Below are 23,573 nucleotides of genomic sequence, written 5' to 3'. Positions count from 1 at the left end.
TTACCTTACCTAATATACCATGGTCTATATTCTCTAAGAATATCCTCATAACTCTGATTAGCAAAAATCCCTTGCATCATTAAATCTACGGATTTAGCAGCCCACATATTATCTGTGTTACTTCTCCCTTCAACCAAACTAAAAATAATAATTTGTTCACTGGGTGGAGCATTATAAGGAGCAAGACCAACAAAGGAACTATTCTCAAGTCCAGTAACACCAGTTTGACCTGTACCTGTCTTTCCTACAACAGCAACAGCTTTTGTGAGAACTGAATTTCTAGCAGTACCATAAGTTATGACATTTCTCATATATTTTTTTAGAACCTTAAACGTATTTCGACTAATAATATCTGTTTTCTTAAGAATTTCAGGAACATTTTCAAGAATAACTTCATTAGTATTTCCATTTAAAATCTTACTAACAATTCTTGGTTTATAAATAACACCTTCATTGGCAATCATAGCTATCATATTAGCAATCTGCATAGAAGTAGCACTTAAAAAACCTTGGCCTATTGAACAATTTACAGTATCACCACCTACCCAAGGTTGATTAAAAGTTTTTTTCTTCCATTCTGGATTTGGAAGAAGGCCAGAAACCTCATTTGGCAAATCAATCCCGGTTTTCTCACCAAATCCATACTCTTTTGCATACTTAACAATCTTCTCAACACCAAGGTACTTAAGTCCCAATATATAAAAATAAACATTACATGAATGAGCAACAGCATCCTCTAAATCGACATACCCATGACCACCACGTTGCCAACAATGAAAAACTCTATTACCCACTCTAAAATATCCCGGACAATGAATTTTTTTACCCTTATCAAAAACCTTTTCTTCTAATAACGCCGTAGTCATAACCAATTTAAAAATAGATGCAGGGGGATAAACTGATTGTATTGCCCTATTGAGGAAAGAATAATCTTCTTTAGAATGCTTATTATAAACATCATTCATTGAATAGTAAGGATAATTATGAAGTGCTAACACACTTCCTGTTGCAGGTTTTAATACTACTATAGTTCCGTATCTATTACCTAAAGTATTCTTAGCAAGCAGTTGAATATCCTTATTAATATTTAAAACAATATTATTACCAGGAATCATACGCTCTATAATAGAACCACTATCTATTTTTCTCTCTCTAGAATCTACCCTATATCTAATTAAACCTTCCTTCCCTCTAATATAACTATCATAAACTTGTTCAACGCCTAATTTCCCTATTGTAGAATTATTATCATATCCTTGAACATTATAAAAAGAACGAAGTTCCCTTTGATTAATCCTACCAACATACCCAATAGGATGGGAATGAGAATCATCCACCAAATAATTTCTTTTAAAAGAATATGTCCATAAAAGTGCAGGATAATAACTTCTCTTCTCAGCAACTCTAAACAACATTTCTGGACTAAGTTCAACTATTTCTACATCTTTCAAATACCCTCTAGTAGCCTCAATTTTAGAGAGAATAAGTTCTCTTTCAATACCTAGAATACTTGACAAAAAATTTAACATTCCGTCCCTATCCTCAAGAGACATGCCGTAATATTGTTCCAAACTAATTTTTAAAACAAATGCCGTAAGATTATTCGCAAGAACATTAAAATTTGAATCTAGAATTTCACCCCTTGAAGCCTTAATTTTCTCAACCCTAGATAAAAGAACCGTTGCTTCTCTATCATACAATAAGTGTTTCCCAATCTGCATTTTAAATAAAGTAAAAAGATAAGAAAAAAAAACGAAAGATAAAAGTAACAGCCCAAACTTATACCTGCCGCTCAAAATAACTTTCATTTAATATTCCTCTTTAATAGTATAAAGACTTTTCGTGCAATAATTTAAAATCGGATATAAAAAATTTAAAAATACTATATTTATGACAAGATTAAGATCAAATATTGAATAATTGAATCCTTTAAGATCAATAAAATCTGCAAAAGTCATTGCCACAAACCAAATAACAAATTTTGAAAAAATAAAAAATAATGTTATACTAAACATGCTCTTTGGAACGATCATTTTAACTTTTTCAAGGAGATAAAATATCAAAACATAATTAAAAACAAAAAATCCAAGTGGTAATCCATTGAAATATTCCATAATAAGACCATGCAAAATGCTTGAGATCAAGCCTACATTAAAAACAAAATTTAGAGAATTAAAAATTAAGATAATTAAAAATATATCTATTGAAAAAGAAAAACTAATATCACAATAATACTGAAAAATTTGTCCCCAAAATATACTAACGATATAATAGAGTATAAAAGATATCACTTCTCTACCCTTTGATTACCCTTAATCAAAAAAACATATTCCAACTTATCTAAAACTATTATGGGCTCTATTTTAATATTTAAAAGAGAATTATATTCAAGAACATCAAAATGAGTAATTTGTCCTATATAAATTCCACTAGGATAATCACTAAATCCTGCAGTAACAACAGAGTCTCCTATCTTTAAAGCATTCTCAGCTAATTTATTAACATAATTCATCTCAAGAGCCTCGCCATATCCCTTGCCCTCAACAAGACCAATGAATTTGCTATTTTGAATTCTTGCAGAAACAAAATTTTCATAACTGGTTAAAGGCAAAACTCTTGCAGTATCTGCATAAACCTTAACAACTTTGCCAACAAGACCACTAAATCCATCCTGATAAGCAACAGCTATCATGTCTTTTTGAACACCATCATTATAGCCTTTATTAATTGCCATTAAAGATGAAACATTTGCATAATTCAAATAAATTATTTCAGCTGAAATAAAATCATTAGAATGTGCTGAATAAAATCCAAGCTGCTCTTTAAGCCTAGCATTTTCTTGTCTTAAGACTTGCACATTCTGAATCACTATCTCAAGCTGCTGTATTCTTTTCTTATAAGCTTCTATCGTCTCACCATAATCTTTGTATTCATTTATCGCTTTAAAAATACTAGAAATAAAATTAAAAAATTCATACATATTCCGTTGAATATATGAATTTAAAGTAAAAATAAAAAAATCATCACTCTTGTTCTTCTTAGAACCACTCGAATCATAAATCATAAGAATAATAGCAAATATTAATACACTAAATACCTTAATAAAATTCTTGAAATTAACAAGAAACTTCATATTTACTCATTAATAAAACTATATATATTTTTACTAATATCTATTCTATTAGCATAATCATAAAATAAACCAGCTCCAACAGCTACAGATAGAAGAGGATTATCCGCAACATAAACTGGAACCCCAGTCTCTTTTGATAAAAGCCTATTAAGGCCTTTAAGAAGAGCTCCACCTCCCGTTAATATAATTCCACGCTCAACAATATCTGTTGCAAGCTCTGGAGGAGTTGCTCCAAGAGTTCGCTTAACCTCATCAACAACAATACTAATAGGTTCTTGCAGAGACTCTCGTACTTCCATGGAATCAATAATTTGCTTTCTAGGAAGACCCGTAACAGCATCTGTTCCTTTAATATCTATTGTCTCTACCTTTAAATTATGAGTATCTGGATAAACATTACCGATCTTAATTTTCAATTTTTCTGCTGTTTGCTGTCCAATAATAATGTTATGAGCATTTCTCATATATTTAATGATGCTCTCATCAAACTCATCTCCACCTGTCCTAATAGCTCTACTTACTACCATACCACCAAGAGAAATAACTGATATTTCAGTAGTTCCTCCTCCAATATCACATACCATATGACCTGTTGGTTCAAAAATGGGAATATCAGAACCAATAGCAGCTGCAAGAGATTCTTCAATAACCTTAACTTCACGAGCACCAGCATTCATTGCACTCTCTTTTACAGCTCTCCTCTCAACTTCAGTAATACAAGTTGGTACTCCTATTACCATTCTAGGTTTAAAAAACAATTTCTTTCTAGAAAAAATCTGACTTATAAAATATTTAATCATTTTTTCTGTATTTTCAATGTCAGCAATAACACCATCACGAAGCGGTCTTACTGCCTTAATGTTTTCTGGTGTTTTCCAAAGCATCTTCTTTGCATTCCGCCCAACAGCTACCACCCTATTACCCTTACTAACATCAATAGCAACTACTGAAGGCTCACTCATCACCACACCATAATCCTTAATGTAAACTAAAGTGTTGCATGTACCAAGATCAATACCAATATCTATCAAAAAAGATTTAAAAATGTTCAAATCAAACTCCCCCTAAAAATCCTCTAAACTAATTTTAAGCCTCTCCCTTGCTTCTTCTAAATAAGGATTAATACTTAATGCTTCTCTCCAATATTTTCTAGCCTTAGGATAATCTTTATCCCTTTTCCTATATATATCTCCTATTTTAACATAAACATTAGGATTTAAACTATTAATTTTGAGGACTTTATCATAGCAATTAAAAGCATCCTCATAAGCATCCTTTTCTAAATAAATATCTCCGTACAATAAATATACCTTTTGCATTAAATTATCATCACTTTTCTTATCTTTTAATGATTCATTATCTTCATGTAAAGATTTAAAAAATTTATTTATATATTCAACACTCTTATCAATGTTTCCAGTCCTATAATTAACATAGGCCAAACTCCAAAGAACAAGATCAGATTTATTTTCTTTATAAGCTTTTTCAAAAAACTTTAAGCTAGAATTATAGTCTTTTAAAAGCTGATAAGAATATCCTAAATACTCATAAATATCATCTTTTACACTCATAAAATCAAAACTACTTGAATATAAAGCTTTATTTAAATACTTAACAGAAAGATCGCTATAATACTCACCCTTATGAGAATAAGCTTTACCCAAAATATAATAAAGCGAACTCATAGGAACATCATCATTAATTGACATTAAAAACCGTAATCTTTCTATTGCATTGTCTAAAAATTGATTTTTCAAATAACTATCATTCAACATTAAGGAATAATAAAAATATGAAAATCCAAGAAGCAAATTTAGATTAAAGTCAAACTTGTTTTCTTTAAGACCATTCTCAGCATAATCTATTATTTCTTTATATTCTTTATTATCCCAAAGAACAAGTAAATTTACCTCAGTAGGTCCTGCCTTCAAATAAGAATTGGAAAAGGTTTTAAAATAAGATAAAAAATAAAAAATAAAAAATAAAAGTGATAAACTTATAATCAAATAAAAAGTACATTTTAAATAATTGATTCCCATAAAAACTCTCTACAAAAAATTTAAGTTGACATCCATAAGCCGAGTTCTGTATTATGTCATCATCTATCTTGTTTTTTCATCACTGAAAAAATCATGCAATCCACCCGCAAGCATATCCTCAAGAGCTAAGAACGCTTGCTTACTTGATTTTGCTCCTAATGAGGTTTGTCTTGACCTTATTTATCACTAAATAAGCGGTGAGCTCTTACCTCACCTTTTCACCCTTACCCTAAGGCGGTAATTTTCTGTGACACTCTCTTAAGTTTTAAACCCCTAGGCATTACCTAGCATTATGCTCTTATTGGAGCTCGGACTTTCCTCTTAAAATACTTCAATACAGCATATTAAGCGATGACTGGATATCAACTTAAATATAAAAAACCCTTATTCTATCAGATCTGCTAAACCACCAGGAACCATTTCTAAACCAACTTCAAATCTATCTTGATAATAAAGTATTCTACTACAATAAGGACAAAATTTAATATCATCCGGTTCACGCCTTACCTTATTTGCAAACTCAACAGGAAGTATCATATGACAACCCTTACAAACATTTTCAATCAAAGGCACAACCCCATTAGATTTATTTCTAATAATTCTTTGAAATTTAAACAAAAAATCCTCGTCCATTCGAGAAGCATATTTTTCCTCTTCACTTCGTATAGAATCAAGCTTTTTTACAATTTCTAAAAGCTCATTTTCAAGATCACTACTCTCAGTAGCATAAATATCCTGCTCAACCTCAAGCTTACTTTTAATATCTGATATCTCCCTATCTACTTTTGTCTTAAGTCCAGTAATATGCGTCATTTTCTTTCTAATAGCAACCTCATCATCGATAATAGTCTGCAATTCCTTCTCAAGAGCCTCATATTCCCTTTGGGTTTTAATGCTATCAATTTTCTCTTCTGCCTTACTCTTCCTCACATTAATGTCTTGAATATCTAATTTTAAAGATGAATCTTCTTTTTGATATTCTTTAAACTTGAACTGTAATTCAGCAAAAGTCTCAATAAGTCCATCAATTTGAGCCTTCTTGGTTTGCAAATATTTAGGAATATTTTTTTGCCTTTCCTCAAGCTCAAATTTAGCTTTATATATACATTCAAGATTCTTCAATATATCAATATTACTTTCCATGAAGCCTCCTATTCAATTTAAATCTTCTAAATAATCTTTAAGTTTTTGAGTTTTCTTAGGATTTTTAAGTCGCCTTAAAGCCTTAGACTCAATCTGTCTAATTCTCTCTCTTGTAACGTTAAAATGCAGTCCAACTTCTTCAAGAGTTAAAGAATATCCATCTTCAAGACCAAATCTCATCTTAACAACTTCTTGTTCTCTTTCTGGAAGAGTACCAAGAACTGACCTTATCTGATCTTGTAAGACCACAAAAGATGTATGCTTTGCTGGATTTTTTATCGCCTTATCCTCAATAAAATCACTAAGAACAGAATCTTCTTCTTCTCCAATTGGTGTTTCAAGCGAAACAGGCTCTCTTGAGACATTTTTTACAGTTTTTACCTTTTTAAGATCCCACCCAAGTCTAGCTGACAACTCCTCATCCGTTGGATCTTTACCTAACACTTGAATTAAATACCTTGTTTCTCTATTTAGTCTATTTATCTGCTCAATCATATGCACAGGCACACGAATGGTACGCGCCTGATCTGAGATTGATCTTGTTATTGCTTGACGAATCCACCATGTAGCATAAGTAGAAAACTTAAAGCCTCGCTTATACTCAAATTTTTCAACTGCTTTAATTAGACCAATATTACCCTCTTGAACAAGATCAAAAAAATGCAGTCCTCTATTAGCATACTTTTTAGCAATACTTACCACAAGTCTTAAGTTAGCCTTAATTAGCTGATCTTTTGCATGCTGCATCATCTGCTTGCCCTTAAGGATTTCTTCCGACATGCTTATTATCTTATCCATTGGATATTCATAATACATCTCAATTCTCTCAAGCTCCTTTTGAGCAAGTTGAGCTTCTGTAATTTGCTCTTTAATTAGATCCTCTCGAATATTTAAAGCTTTCTCTATCCTCTCCCGTCTCTCAGAAATAGCTAAATCTCTCCCAAGAATTCTAAGATTTCGTACTTTATCTATCTTTAATCTATCCAATATGGACTTTTGTTGCCTCTTTAGATCCTTTATTTTGCTAGCAGAATCAATGTAATCATCTGAAAAAATGCGCAATTCCTCTTGATATAAAGGAACAGATTTAAGCATTTCTTTTATACGAACTCTCTCATTAGTAATACTCTCTTCAAAAATATCTTCTCCAAGCTCATATAATCTATGCTTATTTTCAATATATCTTACCAAACGATCCTGAAATGATTTTAATGAAGCTTTATAAAAGGAAGTGATCCTTTTTTTTTTGTTATAATAATCAAAATTATTATCTTTTTCTCTTTCTTTTTCTTTTTTAAAAAACTCTTCTTTATCTACTCTTGAATAAATGGCATTAACTAAATTATAATAGTTCTCTATAACGAGTCCTTCATTTTTAAGAATATTCTCAATTATACTCTCACCAGAATCCATCTGCTTTGCAAGCTCAACCTCTTGATTTCCAGTTAATAAAAATTCTTTTCCTATTTCTTTTAAGTAAAGTCTTATCGGATCTTCAGAATTACTATCTTTTAATAAACCACTCTTAATATACCCTGAACTAAAATCTTCCTTGTCTAAAGTCTCATCCTCAAATTCATCTAATTTATCATCAAGCTCATCATCACTCTGAACAGAATCATCTAATATCATACACTGACTATCAAGTTTACTTGCTTCATCAAATTCATCAATGCTACAAATATCTGGTTCCATCTTTTCATTAATTAAACTTATCCCTTCATTCTCAAGAACTCCATACATATAATCAATATTCTCAGGTTCCAACATATTCCCTGATAAAAAAGTGGATAAGTCCTCAAAAGTAATTACCTTTTTGTCTCCCAAATAACTTAAGATAGCCTTTATTACTTTTGAATTCTTCTTCTTAAAAGCCTGCAAGTCTTTATTCTCTACACTATTCATTCAAATATATCCTCAGATTTTTTCTTTGCATATTTAAAAACATCAATTCTCTTATTTGGGCCTTAGCATCTATTGAAAAATTATCCCTGCTCATTGCTTTAAATACTAAAATTCGATTCTCCACCTTTCTTTTCTTAATTGCAAATAAAATTTGCTTAACCATCTCATCATCCACTTCAAACTCTACTCGTAGCATATTTTCAAAGAAAACTTCACTAATACTATGCTTATTTTTTAATAATTCTTTTAAATTAAGCAATGAAAAACCCTTGTTATTCTCAAATAGCTTCTCAAAGCACACAAAAATTTTTTTTACATCAACATCATACAAGTCACTATCACTAATATTACGCCTTATTATAGTAAAATAATTAAAGTCTTTCAATAAGGCAACTAATAAATATCTCTCATAGGTGTTTATTTCATAATAAGATGCATTTTTCTTATAACTCGCAATTGCACTCCTCTCTCTCATACTATAGTAATCTTTTCTTAAGGTTTCTAACTTAATACCCACTCTACTCTCAAGCTTTTCTAGGAGAAGATCTCGCTGCGTATTAGTACTTGACAAACTTATCAAAGTTATAAACAAATTAATCATACTATTCAAATCTGTTGTTTTACTTAAATCATATTTACCTGAATATTTTTCCAAAAGATATTCAAAAGCCTCACAACTATCATTAATCATATTCTTTAAGGCAGAAGCACCTTTATTTTTTAAAACATCCGCAGGATCAGATCCATACTTCATCCTAATTACACTTACATCAACATTAAACGGCAAACAAATCTGATAAGCCTTAAAGGTAGCTGAAAGCCCAGCATCATCATCATCAAAACATATCATTATTTTATCTGCATGTCTCCTAATTAAAGCAAGATGCTCCCTTGAAAAAGACGTGCCAAGTGTAGAAACAGCAAACTTTACACCAGCTGTAAAAAAGGCAAGAACATCTATATACCCTTCTGTTAAGATTACAGATTTACTTCCCCTAATTACAGAAAAGCCTTCATAAAACCCATAAAGCAATTCCCTCTTTTTAAAGGCCTCTGTTTCAGATGAATTAATATATTTAGGGCCATCATTTTTACCTAAATCTCTACCTCCAAATCCTACTACATTTCCTTTAAAATCTCTGATTGGAAAAATCAATCTCCCAGATAAAATCGAAAATCTTCGATTTTTTTTTGCAAATAAACCACTTTTACTCAAAAGTTCATCGGAATATCCTTTTAAAATTAAAAAATCATAAAAACCTAACTTACCTGGAACATCGCATAGCAAATAACCAATATTAAATAAATTAATAATCTCTTTGGATATCCCCCGTTCTTTAAAAATATAATTCAAAACCCCTTGATTGCCTTGATTATTATTTAAAAAAAATAAAAAGGTCTTAACCAATTTAGCATTCAAATCATATATTTTTGAAATTATTGCCTTATCCTGAATTTTATTCTTAAAGCCCGTGGTTTTCTTAATATCATCATATATAATACCTATCCTACTGCACAAAGACTTAACAGCATCATTATAATTAAGCTTTTCAATATCCATCAAAAATTTGATGACATCTCCTCCCCTTCTACATCCAAAACAATAAAAAAGCCCCTGAGCAGGAGTTATAGAAAAAGAAGGTGTCCTCTCAGCATGAAAAGGGCAAAGCCCCTTATAAGACGCTCCTGATTTAACCAATTTAACACGCTCACCTATTAAACCTACAATATCTACTCTTTGTTTAATTAAATCTATAACCTTAGCATATTCCATATTTCTTTAATCCTTAGTAATAAAATTACGAATATAACTATTTACAGCTAAAAGATGGTCATTATAAGCTGAAGAAAATTTATGAATACCAATCTTAGGATCTTTTACAACAAAAAACAAATAGTTTGTGTTATCTGGGAAAAAGGCTGCCTTTAAAGATACAATCCCAGCGTTAGAAATTGGACCTGGAGGATAACCTTTATTAATATAGGTATTATATGCAGAATCAATCTCTAAATCTGAAAAATAAATTCTTGAAGGATGGGGTTTTTTTAGTTCTTCAGTAATAATATACTCAATTGTAGCACAAGATTGTAATGCCATATTAGACTTTATTCTATTATAAAAAACAGATGCCATTATTGGTGCTTCACTCTTAACTCGATATTCACGCTCAACAATAGAAGCAATGATCACTTTATTATAAAGTTCTTCACTAGAATAAGATTTATGATCTATGCCAATAAAACTAAGTTTGCTAAAAAAATTGCCAACAAAAATTCGAATTATTTCCTTTATATCCATACCCTTATAAAATTTATAAGTATCTGGAAATAAAAAACCTTCAAGAGAATCATAACTAAGTCCAAGTTCACCGATAAATTTGACGTCATTTACCAAATCAACAAAACTCTGCACATCACTAATAATTCCTGATTCATTAAGCTTTAAAGCTATTCTTCTACCAGTATACCCTTCGGGTATGGTAATATTAATAGGAAGTATAGGTCTACCCTTCAAAAATTCTCTATACACATCAAAAGTTGAACAATTACCATTGATTAAATATTTGCCTTCCCTAAAATTTTTATCACTACCAAAAAGATAAGAAATAGCTATCAATAACTTGTCGGATCTAATGAATCCTTTCTTATTAAGTTCCAAAGCAATCTTTTTGACCCCCCATCCCTTTTGAACTTCAAACTCATATACTAAGTCAGACTTTAAAGGAGAAGAATTTAAAAAATACAAAAAAAATACTAAAACAGAAAAAACAATAAATAACACAAAAAGGAAAATGAAACTTTTTTTTATTGCCATAAGAACTTAAAATCTCTTTTAAAAAAAAGAAAACCACGCTCCATGCCTTCAATCAAATAAGATACAAAAAACACATTAGCCCTGAAAACACAACTTGCAAATATTAATTAAAATTCCACTACAATGGATTCCAAAATATTTAAAAAGTACAACAAGCTCAACAGTAAGATTATATCTCAAATGATCAAACAAAAAATTAAACCTCACAAGACATTTAGCTAAATTATAGCCTCAAGTTGGGGAGGGTGGGATTCGAACCCACGTAGGCAATGCCAACAGATTTACAGTCTGCCCCGGTTAACCACTTCGGTACCGCCCCTAAAAGCCGACTGTCGGACTCGAACCGACGACCTGCGGTTTACAAGACCGCTGCTCTAGCCAGCTGAGCTAAGTCGGCATAATAAAGCTAATGGTTAGTTTATAAAAATAAAATATATTAGTCAATAGCAAGATCAAAATAAGCAAATTATATTTCAAAAGAAAGAAAAATTTTTATAAAAAAAGCACAAAAACAAATAATAAAACTAAAAACCAAAATGGTATAATGTTTAATCCCCTTTCTTCTAAACAGATAAAAAAATATTAATCTAGTAACTTCAAGTCCAAAGGCAACAGAACTTAATACAATCGTAAATTCAAGTGAAAATTTTTGAAAAGAATGCATAAAAACATTATAAGCACCCGCTAAAAACATAAATAAACTAAGTACAGAATTAAGAAATAAAATTATTACTAAAACTCTAATAAAAATTGACAATAACTTTAAATCACTTGCATCAAAGTTCTTCATCATAACCTATAAATTTTCAACTATAAAAAGAGCTTGTTTAATTATAAATAACATATTATCAATAACATAACCTAAGCTGATCTTCACATTATCGTCTGTGGGCAATTTATGAGAAAGATTAAGAGCACTTTGTATAAAAGTATTATTATTTTCTAAAAGAGCAATATATTTTCCCTTAAGATCAATAAAATAACTCATAAAATTAAAAACTAGCTTTTTAACAGTCTCAATCTCTCTCAAGCACCACTCCAAAATTTTATCCTTATAAGAATCATCAATATTATAATCTTTACTATATCTCTCATACTCCTCATTTTTATAATTAAATTCAAAATACAAATCATAAACTTCTTTTCTTAAAACACTAATATCTCTCTCAAGCTTAATATACAAACTCCTCAAATCGGTATTATTTACAAGTACTACATTGTTCACAGTTCTTAATATTTCCATCATTTTTACATCATAAACGCATTTAAAAAATTCATTGAGAAAGTAAAGCTTTTTAAAATTTGAATATTCAAGCTCCATTCCTTTAAAAATTATATTATCTAAATTCATGATAACATTATAATTTTTAATTAAGTCTTTAAGTTCTTTATTTAAAAGTACTCTTAAAGACTTAGAATAATTTTTAACAAGCTGTCCACTAACATTTAAAAATAAAACATTTTCATAAAAACTTTTTACATCAAAACAAGGAACATACTTCTTAGGCTTTAAAATTGGATTTTCATAATAAATTTTAAAAATATCTAAATAAGGCAAAGTTTTTGACAAGCTGATAATTTTTATTATAATACCCAAAATGCTTTTAAACATAGAATCAATCCCTAAAAGATTCTCTTCACTTAAAATACCATTCTCGCCTGATTTTATTATTAAAAAATAATTTTTAATAATAATTTTTAAAACTTCTTCATTTATTTCAATATCTCTTAATGTATGCAAAAGCTCACAGAAACACTTAAAATACTTATCAACACTATCAAAACTGGTACCAACTGTCCCATCAAGATCGGCAACATCGAAATTATCCACATCATCTAAAAGCTCAACATTAAAGAAAGACAAAAAAGATTTGTAAGGAAAAAATGCAATACCATTTATAACATAAAAAAAATTAAACATATCCTCTACAACTGTATAAGTTTGTGAAGGAATGGAATTAATATAATTACTAATTTTTATTCTAATAATCGCTTCTAACTCATTTTGACTTTTATCTTTTCTTAAGAATTGTTCATGCTCTTCAAGTTCTAAAAAATCTTCTAGTTTGCACTGAGAATCAGGAATCTTACTTTGAATAACTTCAAACATTGATTGTTCAACAATATTACCTGTCTCTAACATCTTAAAATACCCTTTAAGCTCCACTAAATAACAATAAAGTTCAAAAAACATTTCTACAAAACCCACACGTAAATACCCTTTTCTAAAATTTATGACAGGATTTTTATACATACTATTAACATGACCTTCTAAGTTTTTTAGAAGATGCATTTTATAAATATCCTCCTTAGTCTTATCTCTTTGAAAAAAACTTAAGATATATATCCATATCTTTATCCAAAGTGACTCTTCCATGAATTCTTTAGACAGAAAATCATCAATCTGCACGGTAGAATCTGAATTTAAGTAATTAGAATTATTTTCAGACAACACGGAAGAATTCAAGCTTAGATTCTTTTTAATCTCCCTTATCAATTTAGCCCTTGAATCTTTTGAAAGCTCACCAATAGAATCATATATACTAACATTACTCTTGTTCATAAAACCCCATTTATAAATGTTTAAATACACATCAAACAAATATTATTTTATGATATTTTAAGAATAAACTAAAACTATATTTTAACCTTAAAAAAAATAGTATTTCAACTATAATATATTTCTATATGAATATAGGCACTAATACTAAAGACATAATGAAAATTAGTAAAATCTTTAATAATAATAACTATGAATTTTTTCTAGTAGGAGGTGCTTTAAGAGACTTACTTCTTAAAAAGATACCTGATGATTTTGACTTCACAACAAATGCAACTCCAAAAGAAATAATGCGACTATTTCCAAATAATATACAAACAGGAATAAAGCATGGCACAATAAGCATAGTTTTTAACAAAAAAATTTTTGAAATTACAACTTACAGAATAGACATAGACTACGAAAATAAAAGATCTCCTAAAGAAGTAAAATTTACAAAAAGCTTAAATGAAGATCTTCAAAGAAGAGATTTTACAATAAACTCAATCGCAATGAATATACTTAACTGTGAAATAATAGACTACTATAATGGCAAACAAGACCTTAATAAAAAAATAATAAAATGCATAGGTGAACCAAACAAAAGATTTGAAGAAGATGCTCTTAGAATACTCAGAGCTGCAAGATTTGCATCCACGCTTGACTTTACAATTGATCAAAATACATTAATCTCCATGAAATATAAAAAAGCAAATATCCTGTTTTTATCAAAAGAAAGAATAAATAATGAATTTATTAAACTTCTAGAAGGAAAAAACCCAAAGAAAGGGATTAATTATCTACAAAAAATAAATTTCTTCAAATATTTTTTCAATATAGAAATAAACAAAAAATTAAAAAATAAAATTACCCTTTTAAACAAAAATAAATTTTATTTAAAAGCAATAGTTATTTTTACAATAAAAAAAGATATAAAATGTTTAAGGAAAAAGTTAGAATTACTTAGATTTTCAAATAAAGATATCAAATTAATACTATTCTATAAATCCATTATTAATGAAATTAACATTCTAAGAATTAAAACATTATATGAAGTCAGAATGTTATTAAGCAAAGCCACCAGAGAAAACTATAAGGAAATATTTGACATATATAAAGCCCTTAAAGGAAGGGATAATAAGCTTAAGTTTATAATGAATAAAATAAAAAGCAAAAAGTTACTAAAAGATCCTCTATCTTTAAAAGAACTGAAAATCAACGGCAACGACATCAAAGACCTTAAGTTAACGGACAATAAAAACATTGGAGAAATCCTCAATTATCTATTAAGAGAAGTACTAACTAATCCCAAATTAAACAAAAAAGAGATTTTAATTAAAAAAATTAAAGATCAATATTTGCAATAGTCTTAAGAGCCATTTCAGCTGCTATCATTTCAGCCTCTTTTTTAGATCTTCCTTTGCCATTAGATATAAATTTATCATTAACATAAAGTTCAACACAAAAAATTTTATTATGATCAGGCCCTAACTCTTTAGCTAACCTATAATTTGGCGAAATCTTATATTTCTTTTGAACATATTCCTGCAGAAGGCTTTTATAATCCTTAAAGTCACCACGATTAAACATCAACCTTATGTGAACTTCAAAAAGCTCTACCACAAAAGCTGAGGCTTTTAAAAACCCACCATCAAGATAAAGTGCACCAACAAAAGCCTCAATAGCATCTGCAATAATACCCTTCTTATTGCGGCCATCATTATTCTCTTCGCCCCTACCAAGCAAAATATAGTTGCCAAGGTTAAGTTCCCGAGCAATACTAGAGAGAGACTCTTCACTAACAATATAAGATCTGGCCTTACTAAGTTCACCTTCGCTCTTTTCAGGATAAAATTTATACAAATAATCTGTAATAATAAGATTAAGAACAGAGTCCCCTAAAAACTCTAATCTCTCATTATTAGCATATTTTTGATCAAATTCATTTGCATATGATGAGTGACTTAAAGACATATTTAACAAATCAATATCATTAAAATCAATATGTAAACCCATTAAGAACTCATCTAACTTTCTTCTCCGATCCGCATCCAACTTCACTATAGCAGAACCCATTATATCTAACCCTTTTTTTTCTCAATAAAAGCAACAACATCACCTATAGTCTCAAATTCACTAGCCTCATTTTCTGGGATCTTATCATCAAATGCTTCCTCAAGTAAATATAAAAGTTCATAAATATCAAGACTGTCTGCACCAAGATCCTCAACAAACCTAGACTCCATAGTAATTTCATCTTCTTTTTTATCAAGTTGCTCGGATATGATAGACCTAACTTTTTTAAAAATCTCACTTTGATCCATAAACAAACATTCCTCGTTCAAACTACAATCCTAATTCTAAGTATTGAATATCCCTATAATAACCACATTTTAAACATACTCTGTGTCTTATTACAAGATAACCACAATTTGAACACTCTTGAAGTTGAGGTAGTTTTTTCCTCATATTTATACTGCGCCTCGTCCTACTTCTAGACTTTGAAGGCTTAAATTTTGGAACAGCCATCTCTTTGTCTCCTTAAACATAAACAAACATATCTTAATAATATATATATTATTAAGATAATTTGTCAATAAATTTAGATTTCAACTTTTTTTGCACTAACTCTGGAATAAAACTTGAGAGATCAAAATTTTTATTTTTTATCAATTCTTTAACAAGATCTGACCTTACAAACAGATATTTATCACTACTTGGTAAAAATATTGTGTCTACTAAAGGACTAAGCTTGTTATTAACAACATATCTTTCAAATTCAAATTCAAAATCATGAAAAGCTCTAACTCCTCTAACAATAAAACCAATATCATTCTTTAAAGCATAATCCAAAATAATTCCATCATACCTATCCACAGAAATTTTTGACCATCCTAAAGACGCAACAACCTCAAGAGTAAGCTCATATCTCTCAATATCACTAAGCAAATATTTCTTAGCACTATTATTGGCAACAAGAATAATAACCTTATCAAAAATTAATGATGCTCTCTTCACTAAATCAATATGTCCCCAAGTAACAGGATCAAATGAACCAGGAAATAATGCTACTCTCATAATTAATAAAATTTAAATCCTTTATTCATATCTTGAAGAATTTTTTTTCGCCAAATAGGACGACTCTCTAAACTTTCAAAATCAATTTCTTTAACTATTTTAAAAGCCAAGTTATTTCCTCTAACAGACTTATCAACAACAAAAAATTTACCAATACCTCTATACACCAAACTCTCATTCTTAACAAGCTCATTCTCAGACTTTAACTTATCAATAGCACAATCAAAATGTATAGGCTTGTCCTCACCATTAAACTTCATAGACATACAAGAAAGAATATCTTTGATCTGCTTCTCACAAATAGGACATACTTCTTTCAATCTTATACGCAATCTGCGGTCTTTACTAATGCCTTTCTGTCTATTGCCCTTATAATTCTTTTGGCTATTAGAGTTAATACCCACAGATTTAATGTCATTAGTATTCAAAGTTGCAACATTTTGTTTTTTAGGCTCAGATTTTACTTTTCTCCTTTTCGAAAAAGGAACTTTGTTCTTTTTTCGAAAATCATTGCCATGGGCTTTACTTTGATCAGACTTCAATGCTATCTCCTTCATTCAATTATATCAGGCAAATATTTAATCTCTCCCTTAAATTAAACACAAGGTCAAAAGAACACTCCAAATGATTTAAACTTAGACATGGTATATTCTAATGCTGTATTTACCATATTTCTCATATATTTTCTATTAATCGAATATTCCAAATTTTCAAACGAATAAACATCCAGGAATTTTACCTCTATAAAATGCAAAACCTTATTTTTCTGTGCAATAATATCATCTCCCTGATTCATTATAATAATTTCTATCTATCATCTCATAATCATTTTCAAGCAAATATTTAAAGCAAAAACCTCGCCTCGATTTCCAATCTGCCACTATTCATAGTTTATTACTCTTCAATTTATATACAACAGATAAAATCTGTGCAACTACTTTAAAATACTTAGAATCAATAAAACCACCCTCATTAATCAAAAATAAGCTCTCGGATAAATATTTATCTTCCACAATAGGAACACCCTCTCGCTTAGCAAGCTCTTTTATAAGTAAAGCCTTCTCTCCCCTGGCCTTAGCTAAAATAAAAGGCGCTGGAAATTTAGTATCATATTTAATTAATAAAGCTAATTTTTCTCCACTCATATCTTATAATTAATGCTTTTAACTACTATTACTTCACAATCAAAATCTTCAAACTCGTTAATTGAATCTAATATTTTTATATCAGTAATATTATGACAAAAAAGAGAACTCTTAAGCTCTCTAATGATATTATCTAAACTAAAATCTGCATATATTCTTAATTTAAAGTCAGAACCGGAATTATTAATCTCACAAATAATTTTTTCTTGTTCACTCAAAAAATAAACGAAACTCCATTTATAAACTATCTCTAAATCTTTATAAGAAAATAAAAATAACAAACCGGTTCCTTCCATAAATTTAAAGGGAATCGAAATAATAAAATTATTATCGCTTTCAATAAAAATTGGCAGTTTGTTATCCTGTTCTCTTCCCCTAACTTTACTACCAAAATAATCATAAATTCGCATAAAATCCCGTTCTGTTATGCCTTGACCATGCAAAGCTAAAAGAAATTTTAGAACAAACTCATCTTTTATATTATCAAAAACATTCTTAAATAATTTCTTAGTTTTTTGATCTAAAGGATTACCCCCTAGTTTAAGTATAAATTTATCATTGCTTTCAAATAAATCTAAATCTCTAAATAAAGATACATAATTAACATGAATCAAAAAATTACCCGAAGTACTAATCATCTTAGCAAAATACTTAAATCCAACTTTCAAAGGCAAACTACTCTTTACTTCAAAATAGCTGCCTACAAAGGATACAAGCCACTTATTAAGACCAAGGGACTTAATAATTTCCAATTTGCCATTCAAAGGAACATTTTTATTTAAAGTAACTTTGGGTATTTGGGCGTTATTTAAGCTTCTTAATATCAAGACGCTCCTTCACCTTCATAGCAGCTTTTCCAATTCTATTTCTCATATAGTAAAGTTTAGCCCGCCTTACCTTTCCTCGCTTTAAAACCTGAACCTTTTCTATAATAGGTGAATGCATTGGAAAAATTTTCTCAACTCCAATACCTGAAGAAATTTTTCTAACTAAAAAAGTTTGTCCAATACCTTTATTTTGAATAGATATAACAAGACCCTCAAAATTCTGGACTCTCTCATTAGTGCCTTCAATTATCTTATAACTAACACGTATAGTATCTCCTACCCTAAAATCAAAACTTTCTGTTCTCTTTCCTTTAGCTTCAATTTTTTTTATTAAATCCATCATTTTCTCCTCTCATTTCCAAATATTTAAGGTACAAATCATATCTATTTTTCTTTGTTTTTTCAACAGACTTAATAAATCGCCATTTTTTTATTTCCTCGTGATGACCTGAAAGAAGCACATCAGGAACTTCCAATCCCTTAAATTCATAAGGTCTAGTATAATGAGGGTACTCAAGTAGTCCACACCCAAAACTGAAAGATTCCTCAAACAAGGAACTTGGATTTATTACACCATCTAACAATCGATATACGCTATCTACTATAACAAGAGCAGCCACTTCACCCGAAGATAATACATAATCTCCAACCGAAATTTCAAAATCAACATACAAATCAATCACACGTTGATCAAGCCCTTCATATCTCCCACAAATTATAACAAGTTCACTCCTCTTTGACAAGTCATAAGCCAATTTTTGAGTATATTTCAATCCAGATGGACTTACAAATATTGTGGTTTTTGATTTTGCATTTATGTACTCAAGAGCAGCACAGATAGGCTGGGCTTTCAAAACCATACCCGCACCCCCACCATAAGGAATATCATCACATCTTTTATGTTTATCATCAGAAAAATCACGAATAGATATGACCTCATAACTTATTATGCCTCTATCTATAACTTTTTTCATTATTGAATTTTCAAAAAATGGAGTAATAATTGAAGGAAATAAAGAGAGAATCGTAATTTTCATTTTAAGAGATCTAATACCTTAAGCTCAATAGTTTTCAATTTCCTATTAATATCTCCAAGATAAACATTTAAAAAGGGGACAAAAAACAATTTACTTCCAACTTTAACTTCAAGAAGAATCGATCTTACACACTCAAAAAAAGATACAACAACTCCCAACTCTTGTCCATTATTAACAAGCTTATACCCAATAAGCTCGCCAAAGTAATACTCATCTTCTTCCAGTTTAGATGCAAATTCATCACTTACCCATAACTCAAAACCAATTAAATCCTTAATAGGCTCAGGAGCATCAAATTCCTCAAATTTTAAAAACAATGAATTATTTCTTAAAAATACATCTTCAACTTTAACTTCAATTGACGAACAACATTCCTTTTTTAAAACTAACTTACTACCCTTTAAATCAAAAAAATCATTAAAACCATTGGATATGCTCTTAACTTTAGCATATCCATTAATTCCATAAGATGACAATATTATGCCTTTTACAAACATAAAATTAGTCCAAAATTTCTAGCTGAACTCTCCTATTTGTTTTTGCAGCACAAGCACTAAGAAGTGTCCTAATAGCCCTTGCAATGCGCCCTCTTCTTCCAATTATCTTTCCAACATCATTTGCAGAAACTCTTAATTCTAAAATAGTTGATTTCTCACCTTCAACTACATTCAACTTGACCTCATCTCTCTTATCTACAAGAGATTTTACCACAAATTCTATAAGTTCAATTTCATTACCGTACTCTTTCATTAAGTCCTCCTAACTCTCAACTTTAAAATTATTTTTATTTAAAATCCTCTTAACCGTATCACTTGGAATAGCTCCTTTGCCTATCCAATCTCTAAATTTATCCTCATTTATTTTGACTTGATTTTGTCTCTCAACAGGATGATAATACCCAAGCTCTTCAATGGCTCGTCCATCTCTAGGCGAAGCAGAATCCATTACTACAATTCGATAATAAGGTCTCTTTTTTGCCCCCATCCTTTTTAATCTTATTCTAACACTCAATCTACCATTCCTCCTTTACCTCCCAAAAGAGATGCTATCTTATTTTGAAAGCTCTTATTTTTCATTTTTTTCATCATTAACATCGTCTGACTAAATTTTTTCATAAGCTTATTTACCTCAAAAACTGTTGTCCCACTTCCCAAAGCTATCCTTTTCTTCCTTGAAGGACTATTTAAAATAACAGGATTTAATCTCTCCTTTTTAGTCATAGAAAGAATGATTGCCTCTTCTCTTTTAAGTTCTCTCTCATTGATACTGCGACCTAACATTTCCGATGAAACGCCTGGAAACATTCCCACCAAACTAGAAATCCCACCCATATTACGCATATACTTAAATTGATTTAAATAATCTTCAAAACTAAAACTAGCTTTTCTAATTTTCTCTTCAAGTCTTAAGGCCTCTTCTTTATCTATAACACTTTGGACTTTCTCAACAAGACTAACAACATCTCCCATGCCAAGAATTCGTGAAGCAACTCTATCTGGATAAAAAATATCAAGATCCTCAGGCTTCTCTCCAACTCCAACAAATTTAATGGGAGCTCCGCAAATAGTCTTAAGTGAAAGTATTGCACCACCCCTAGCATCAGAATCAAATTTTGTAAAAATTACACCCGTAATCCCAACACTCTCATTAAATTCCTTAGCAATATTTACAGCCACCTGACCTGTCATTGCATCTGCAACTAATATCGTCTCTGTAGGAGTCACAATATCCTTAATCTTTTTGATCTCTTTTAACAATAAATCTTCAACCTCAAGGCGCCCTCTAGTATCTACTATTACAGTATCAAAAAGCTCCACTTTGGCATATTCAATGGATTTTTTTACAACCTTAATAGGATTATTCTCACTCTCAAGAGCAAAAACAGAAATGCCAATTTGCTCACCTAAAACTTTTAGCTGCTCAACTGCTGCTGCTCTAAAAGTATCTGCAGCGACAAGAAGAACCTTTCGATTCTCTGATTTAAGTCGCATCGCAAGTTTTGCACATGTTGTAGTCTTACCAGAACCCTGAAGACCAAGCATCAGAATGCATGACAATTTATTAACGGGGTTTAAAATAAGCTCGGAATTCTTACCACCCAGAAAATTTACGAGTTTATCATTAACAATTTTAATAAACTGAGACTTAGGATCAATATCTCTTAAAACTTTAATCCCCTTTGCCTCTTCGACAACAGAATTTACAAAACGTCTTACAACTCTTAAATTAACATCAGCTTCAATTAAGGCATTCTTAATAGTGTCAATGGCAGCTTCAATATTTTTTTCATTTATCACAGATTTCCCAGAGACATACTTTACAAAATCTCTAAAACCTGCACCTAACTTCTCAAACACTAAAAATCACCTTCACTTGTAAAAAATCCTACAAAATATACAATACAAAAAAAGAAAATATTAATCAATATCTCCCCCTGTCAAATAGAATTTATTGAATATAACACTAGAAGCAGGCCCAACAACAGATACTTCAGTATCCAAAGAACTAAGCTTCAATACTATGCTCTCTTTATTTAACCCCTTTATTTCTTCTTTTAATAAATCAAAAAAACTCTTAAGTTTAAAACTTTGCCCATAAAGCACTAAATAATTAAAATCAAGTACTCTTTGGACATTAATAATAACTATTGCCAAATATTTTACTGTATCTTTCATTATTTTATGTATAAATTCATATTTATCATGAAGAGCAAAAATATCATATATCGTAACTTTTTTAAGCCTACCCTCATACTTGTCATAAAGCTCAGGAATCTCTCCATTCATAAACTCTTTTGAAATCAAACGCTGAAGTGCAAAATTAGATATTAACATATTAACACACCCCTTATTTCCACATGTAGGACAATTCTTCTCGCCTCCATAATCAATGACCATATGACTAACCATACCAGATTTATTATTAAATCCAGAATAAACATTACCATCAGACCAGATAGAAAGCTCAGCGGTATCTGTATAATCGAAAAACATAATGTTATCCACATTCTTACCCATAAATTCAGCAAGAGAAAGATTTTTAACATAACTCTCAAGATACACTGTAAGTGAAAAATACTCTTCTAATATAGCCTTAACAGGCACATCCTTTTCAATCCATGCACCATGGCTATCATTAACAATACCAGATTCCTTATCCTTAATAATACCAGTAATACTAAATCCCAATCCAATAAATTTATCCCTTGAAAAATTATGTTTCCAGATAATTTCAATCATGTGATCTTTAATTTTTTCTAAGATCTCATAAGCGCTAACTGGTGGTTCAAAAGAATAAATCTCACTTATTAAAACCTCACATTTAAGGTTTGCAATTCCTATTTGAAAATAATTACTTGAAATAATTACTCCCATTGAATATGCAAAATCTTTATTGATATCAAGAAGTATTTCTTTTCGTCCATGCTTTTTGATGCCTGATTCCTTCGAACCAACTTCAACCAAGATATTCTCCTTGATCATATGATTAGTAAGAATAGTCACAGCCGCATTCGTCAATGATAATTTACGAGCCAGATCTGTCCTTGAATACTGCATATTCTTCAAACTAAGGAGTATTTTTTTTCTATTACCACCTCTAATTGAAACCATGTTCTCACCCTGCATAACACAACCTCCTTTATTTTTAAAATAAAAAAATATTAATAATAAGACATAATATCAAAAAATCATCCTAATATTCTAGTAGCACTTACAAGACAAAAAGAATCTTTTTTAACAAAAAAAAATATCTTATATTTATTAATTTTTGAAATAATCCAACAAAGTATTAAAATACAAACTTTAAAGCTAACTAACTAAAGGACAAAACTGCTAAAACTTAAAAAAACAGCAAAAAATAAAATATAAAACATGTATCATATAGCTTCAAGACATAAATTTATGCACAAAT

General features: G+C 29.9%; 27 protein-coding genes, 2 tRNA genes and 1 other RNA gene. 1 reads left to right on the top strand and 29 read right to left on the bottom strand.

Annotated elements, in window-relative coordinates; genetic code table 11:
- Window positions 1-5: 5 nt before the first annotated feature.
- From mrdA to bhYOR_RS03575, 14 genes are all read right to left on the bottom strand, one after another.
- A complete protein-coding gene (gene mrdA / locus bhYOR_RS03640; RefSeq protein ID WP_025400020.1) occupies window positions 6-1,808 on the bottom strand; it encodes a penicillin-binding protein 2 in 1,803 nt (600 codons plus the stop codon).
- A complete protein-coding gene (locus bhYOR_RS03635; RefSeq protein ID WP_012422465.1) occupies window positions 1,809-2,291 on the bottom strand; it encodes a hypothetical protein in 483 nt (160 codons plus the stop codon).
- The gene (mreC, locus tag bhYOR_RS03630; protein WP_025400019.1) at window positions 2,288-3,133 is read right to left on the bottom strand and encodes a rod shape-determining protein MreC; all 846 of its coding nucleotides are present in this window, start codon (window positions 3,131-3,133) and stop codon (window positions 2,288-2,290) included. Before mreC ends, bhYOR_RS03635 begins: the two co-directional genes overlap by 4 nt.
- Window positions 3,134-3,135: 2 nt before the next feature.
- The gene (locus bhYOR_RS03625; protein ID WP_025400018.1) at window positions 3,136-4,185 is read right to left on the bottom strand and encodes a rod shape-determining protein; all 1,050 of its coding nucleotides are present in this window, start codon (window positions 4,183-4,185) and stop codon (window positions 3,136-3,138) included.
- Between the two features lie 12 nt (window positions 4,186-4,197).
- The gene (locus tag bhYOR_RS03620; protein WP_025400017.1) at window positions 4,198-5,172 is read right to left on the bottom strand and encodes a tetratricopeptide repeat protein; all 975 of its coding nucleotides are present in this window, start codon (window positions 5,170-5,172) and stop codon (window positions 4,198-4,200) included.
- Window positions 5,173-5,192: 20 nt separating this feature from the next.
- Window positions 5,193-5,539, bottom strand: an RNA gene (gene rnpB, locus bhYOR_RS03615) — RNase P RNA component class A.
- A 17-nt stretch (window positions 5,540-5,556) separates the two neighbouring features.
- Entirely contained in the window at window positions 5,557-6,315 is a 759-nt protein-coding gene (locus bhYOR_RS03610) for a zinc ribbon domain-containing protein (protein ID WP_025400016.1), read from the bottom strand.
- 12 nt (window positions 6,316-6,327) lie between these two features.
- Complete coding sequence (gene rpoD / locus bhYOR_RS03605; RefSeq protein WP_197537819.1) at window positions 6,328-8,196, bottom strand: RNA polymerase sigma factor RpoD; 1,869 nt, start codon at window positions 8,194-8,196, stop codon at window positions 6,328-6,330.
- A 16-nt stretch (window positions 8,197-8,212) separates the two neighbouring features.
- Window positions 8,213-9,994, bottom strand: a complete 1,782-nt coding sequence (gene dnaG / locus bhYOR_RS03600; protein ID WP_025400014.1) for a DNA primase — start codon at window positions 9,992-9,994, stop codon at window positions 8,213-8,215.
- 6 nt (window positions 9,995-10,000) lie between these two features.
- On the bottom strand, window positions 10,001-11,035 hold the full coding sequence (mltG, locus tag bhYOR_RS03595; protein ID WP_025400013.1) for an endolytic transglycosylase MltG: 1,035 nt from the start codon (window positions 11,033-11,035) through the stop codon (window positions 10,001-10,003).
- Between the two features lie 237 nt (window positions 11,036-11,272).
- Window positions 11,273-11,354: transfer RNA gene (locus tag bhYOR_RS03590), tRNA-Tyr, on the bottom strand.
- Window positions 11,355-11,358: 4 nt separating this feature from the next.
- Window positions 11,359-11,432, bottom strand: a tRNA-Thr gene (locus bhYOR_RS03585).
- Window positions 11,433-11,501: 69 nt separating this feature from the next.
- Window positions 11,502-11,825 carry a hypothetical protein gene (locus bhYOR_RS03580; RefSeq protein WP_025400012.1) on the bottom strand — a complete coding sequence of 108 codons (324 nt, stop codon included), beginning with the start codon at window positions 11,823-11,825 and terminating at the stop codon, window positions 11,502-11,504.
- Window positions 11,826-11,831: 6 nt separating this feature from the next.
- Window positions 11,832-13,598 carry a hypothetical protein gene (locus tag bhYOR_RS03575; protein ID WP_025434116.1) on the bottom strand — a complete coding sequence of 589 codons (1,767 nt, stop codon included), beginning with the start codon at window positions 13,596-13,598 and terminating at the stop codon, window positions 11,832-11,834.
- Between the two features lie 125 nt (window positions 13,599-13,723).
- On the opposite strand from bhYOR_RS03575, the gene bhYOR_RS03570 reads away from it, so the two are divergent.
- A complete protein-coding gene (locus bhYOR_RS03570; protein WP_025400010.1) occupies window positions 13,724-14,941 on the top strand; it encodes a CCA tRNA nucleotidyltransferase in 1,218 nt (405 codons plus the stop codon).
- Here the strand turns inward: bhYOR_RS03570 and rnc are convergent.
- The 15 genes from rnc to badR all read right to left on the bottom strand — a co-directional run bounded on the left by rnc (window position 14,919) and on the right by badR (window position 23,287).
- Entirely contained in the window at window positions 14,919-15,650 is a 732-nt protein-coding gene (rnc, locus tag bhYOR_RS03565; RefSeq protein ID WP_025400009.1) for a ribonuclease III, read from the bottom strand. The two genes, bhYOR_RS03570 and rnc, sit on opposite strands and share 23 nt — an antisense overlap.
- Window positions 15,651-15,655: 5 nt before the next feature.
- Complete coding sequence (gene acpP, locus bhYOR_RS03560) at window positions 15,656-15,898, bottom strand: acyl carrier protein (protein WP_025400008.1); 243 nt, start codon at window positions 15,896-15,898, stop codon at window positions 15,656-15,658.
- A 22-nt stretch (window positions 15,899-15,920) separates the two neighbouring features.
- Window positions 15,921-16,103: a 50S ribosomal protein L32 gene (gene rpmF, locus bhYOR_RS03555; RefSeq protein WP_025400007.1), complete on the bottom strand. Its 183-nt coding sequence runs from the start codon at window positions 16,101-16,103 to the stop codon at window positions 15,921-15,923.
- A gap of 51 nt (window positions 16,104-16,154) precedes the next feature.
- Window positions 16,155-16,652 carry a pantetheine-phosphate adenylyltransferase gene (coaD, locus tag bhYOR_RS03550; RefSeq protein ID WP_025400006.1) on the bottom strand — a complete coding sequence of 166 codons (498 nt, stop codon included), beginning with the start codon at window positions 16,650-16,652 and terminating at the stop codon, window positions 16,155-16,157.
- A gap of 2 nt (window positions 16,653-16,654) precedes the next feature.
- Complete coding sequence (locus bhYOR_RS03545; RefSeq protein WP_025400005.1) at window positions 16,655-17,194, bottom strand: hypothetical protein; 540 nt, start codon at window positions 17,192-17,194, stop codon at window positions 16,655-16,657.
- Window positions 17,195-17,259: 65 nt separating this feature from the next.
- A complete protein-coding gene (locus bhYOR_RS03540; protein WP_025400004.1) occupies window positions 17,260-17,448 on the bottom strand; it encodes a YraN family protein in 189 nt (62 codons plus the stop codon).
- A gap of 88 nt (window positions 17,449-17,536) precedes the next feature.
- On the bottom strand, window positions 17,537-17,797 hold the full coding sequence (locus tag bhYOR_RS03535) for an EscU/YscU/HrcU family type III secretion system export apparatus switch protein (protein WP_025400003.1): 261 nt from the start codon (window positions 17,795-17,797) through the stop codon (window positions 17,537-17,539).
- Window positions 17,794-18,624, bottom strand: coding sequence for a hypothetical protein (locus bhYOR_RS03530; protein WP_025434115.1), 831 nt, complete (start codon window positions 18,622-18,624; stop codon window positions 17,794-17,796). The genes bhYOR_RS03535 and bhYOR_RS03530 overlap by 4 nt, the downstream gene beginning before the upstream one ends.
- Complete coding sequence (gene rplS, locus bhYOR_RS03525) at window positions 18,602-18,964, bottom strand: 50S ribosomal protein L19 (RefSeq protein WP_025400001.1); 363 nt, start codon at window positions 18,962-18,964, stop codon at window positions 18,602-18,604. Before rplS ends, bhYOR_RS03530 begins: the two co-directional genes overlap by 23 nt.
- On the bottom strand, window positions 18,942-19,661 hold the full coding sequence (gene trmD / locus bhYOR_RS03520; protein WP_025400000.1) for a tRNA (guanosine(37)-N1)-methyltransferase TrmD: 720 nt from the start codon (window positions 19,659-19,661) through the stop codon (window positions 18,942-18,944). Before trmD ends, rplS begins: the two co-directional genes overlap by 23 nt.
- On the bottom strand, window positions 19,658-20,158 hold the full coding sequence (gene rimM, locus bhYOR_RS03515; protein WP_025399999.1) for a ribosome maturation factor RimM: 501 nt from the start codon (window positions 20,156-20,158) through the stop codon (window positions 19,658-19,660). Before rimM ends, trmD begins: the two co-directional genes overlap by 4 nt.
- A 4-nt stretch (window positions 20,159-20,162) precedes the next feature.
- Window positions 20,163-20,411: a KH domain-containing protein gene (locus bhYOR_RS03510; RefSeq protein WP_011772630.1), complete on the bottom strand. Its 249-nt coding sequence runs from the start codon at window positions 20,409-20,411 to the stop codon at window positions 20,163-20,165.
- 9 nt (window positions 20,412-20,420) lie between these two features.
- Window positions 20,421-20,672: a 30S ribosomal protein S16 gene (rpsP, locus tag bhYOR_RS03505; protein ID WP_025399998.1), complete on the bottom strand. Its 252-nt coding sequence runs from the start codon at window positions 20,670-20,672 to the stop codon at window positions 20,421-20,423.
- Entirely contained in the window at window positions 20,669-22,018 is a 1,350-nt protein-coding gene (gene ffh, locus bhYOR_RS03500) for a signal recognition particle protein (RefSeq protein ID WP_025434114.1), read from the bottom strand. The genes rpsP and ffh overlap by 4 nt, the downstream gene beginning before the upstream one ends.
- Before the next feature lie 60 nt (window positions 22,019-22,078).
- Window positions 22,079-23,287, bottom strand: a complete 1,209-nt coding sequence (gene badR, locus bhYOR_RS03495; protein ID WP_025399996.1) for a host adaptation transcriptional regulator BadR — start codon at window positions 23,285-23,287, stop codon at window positions 22,079-22,081.
- Window positions 23,288-23,573 lie beyond the last annotated feature (286 nt).

The organism is Borrelia nietonii YOR, from assembly GCF_023035795.1.
Taxonomy (GTDB): Bacteria; Spirochaetota; Spirochaetia; order Borreliales; family Borreliaceae; genus Borrelia; species Borrelia hermsii.
The sequence above is the reverse complement of the archived record's forward strand: the minus strand, read 5'-3'. Positions and strand labels throughout refer to the sequence as shown.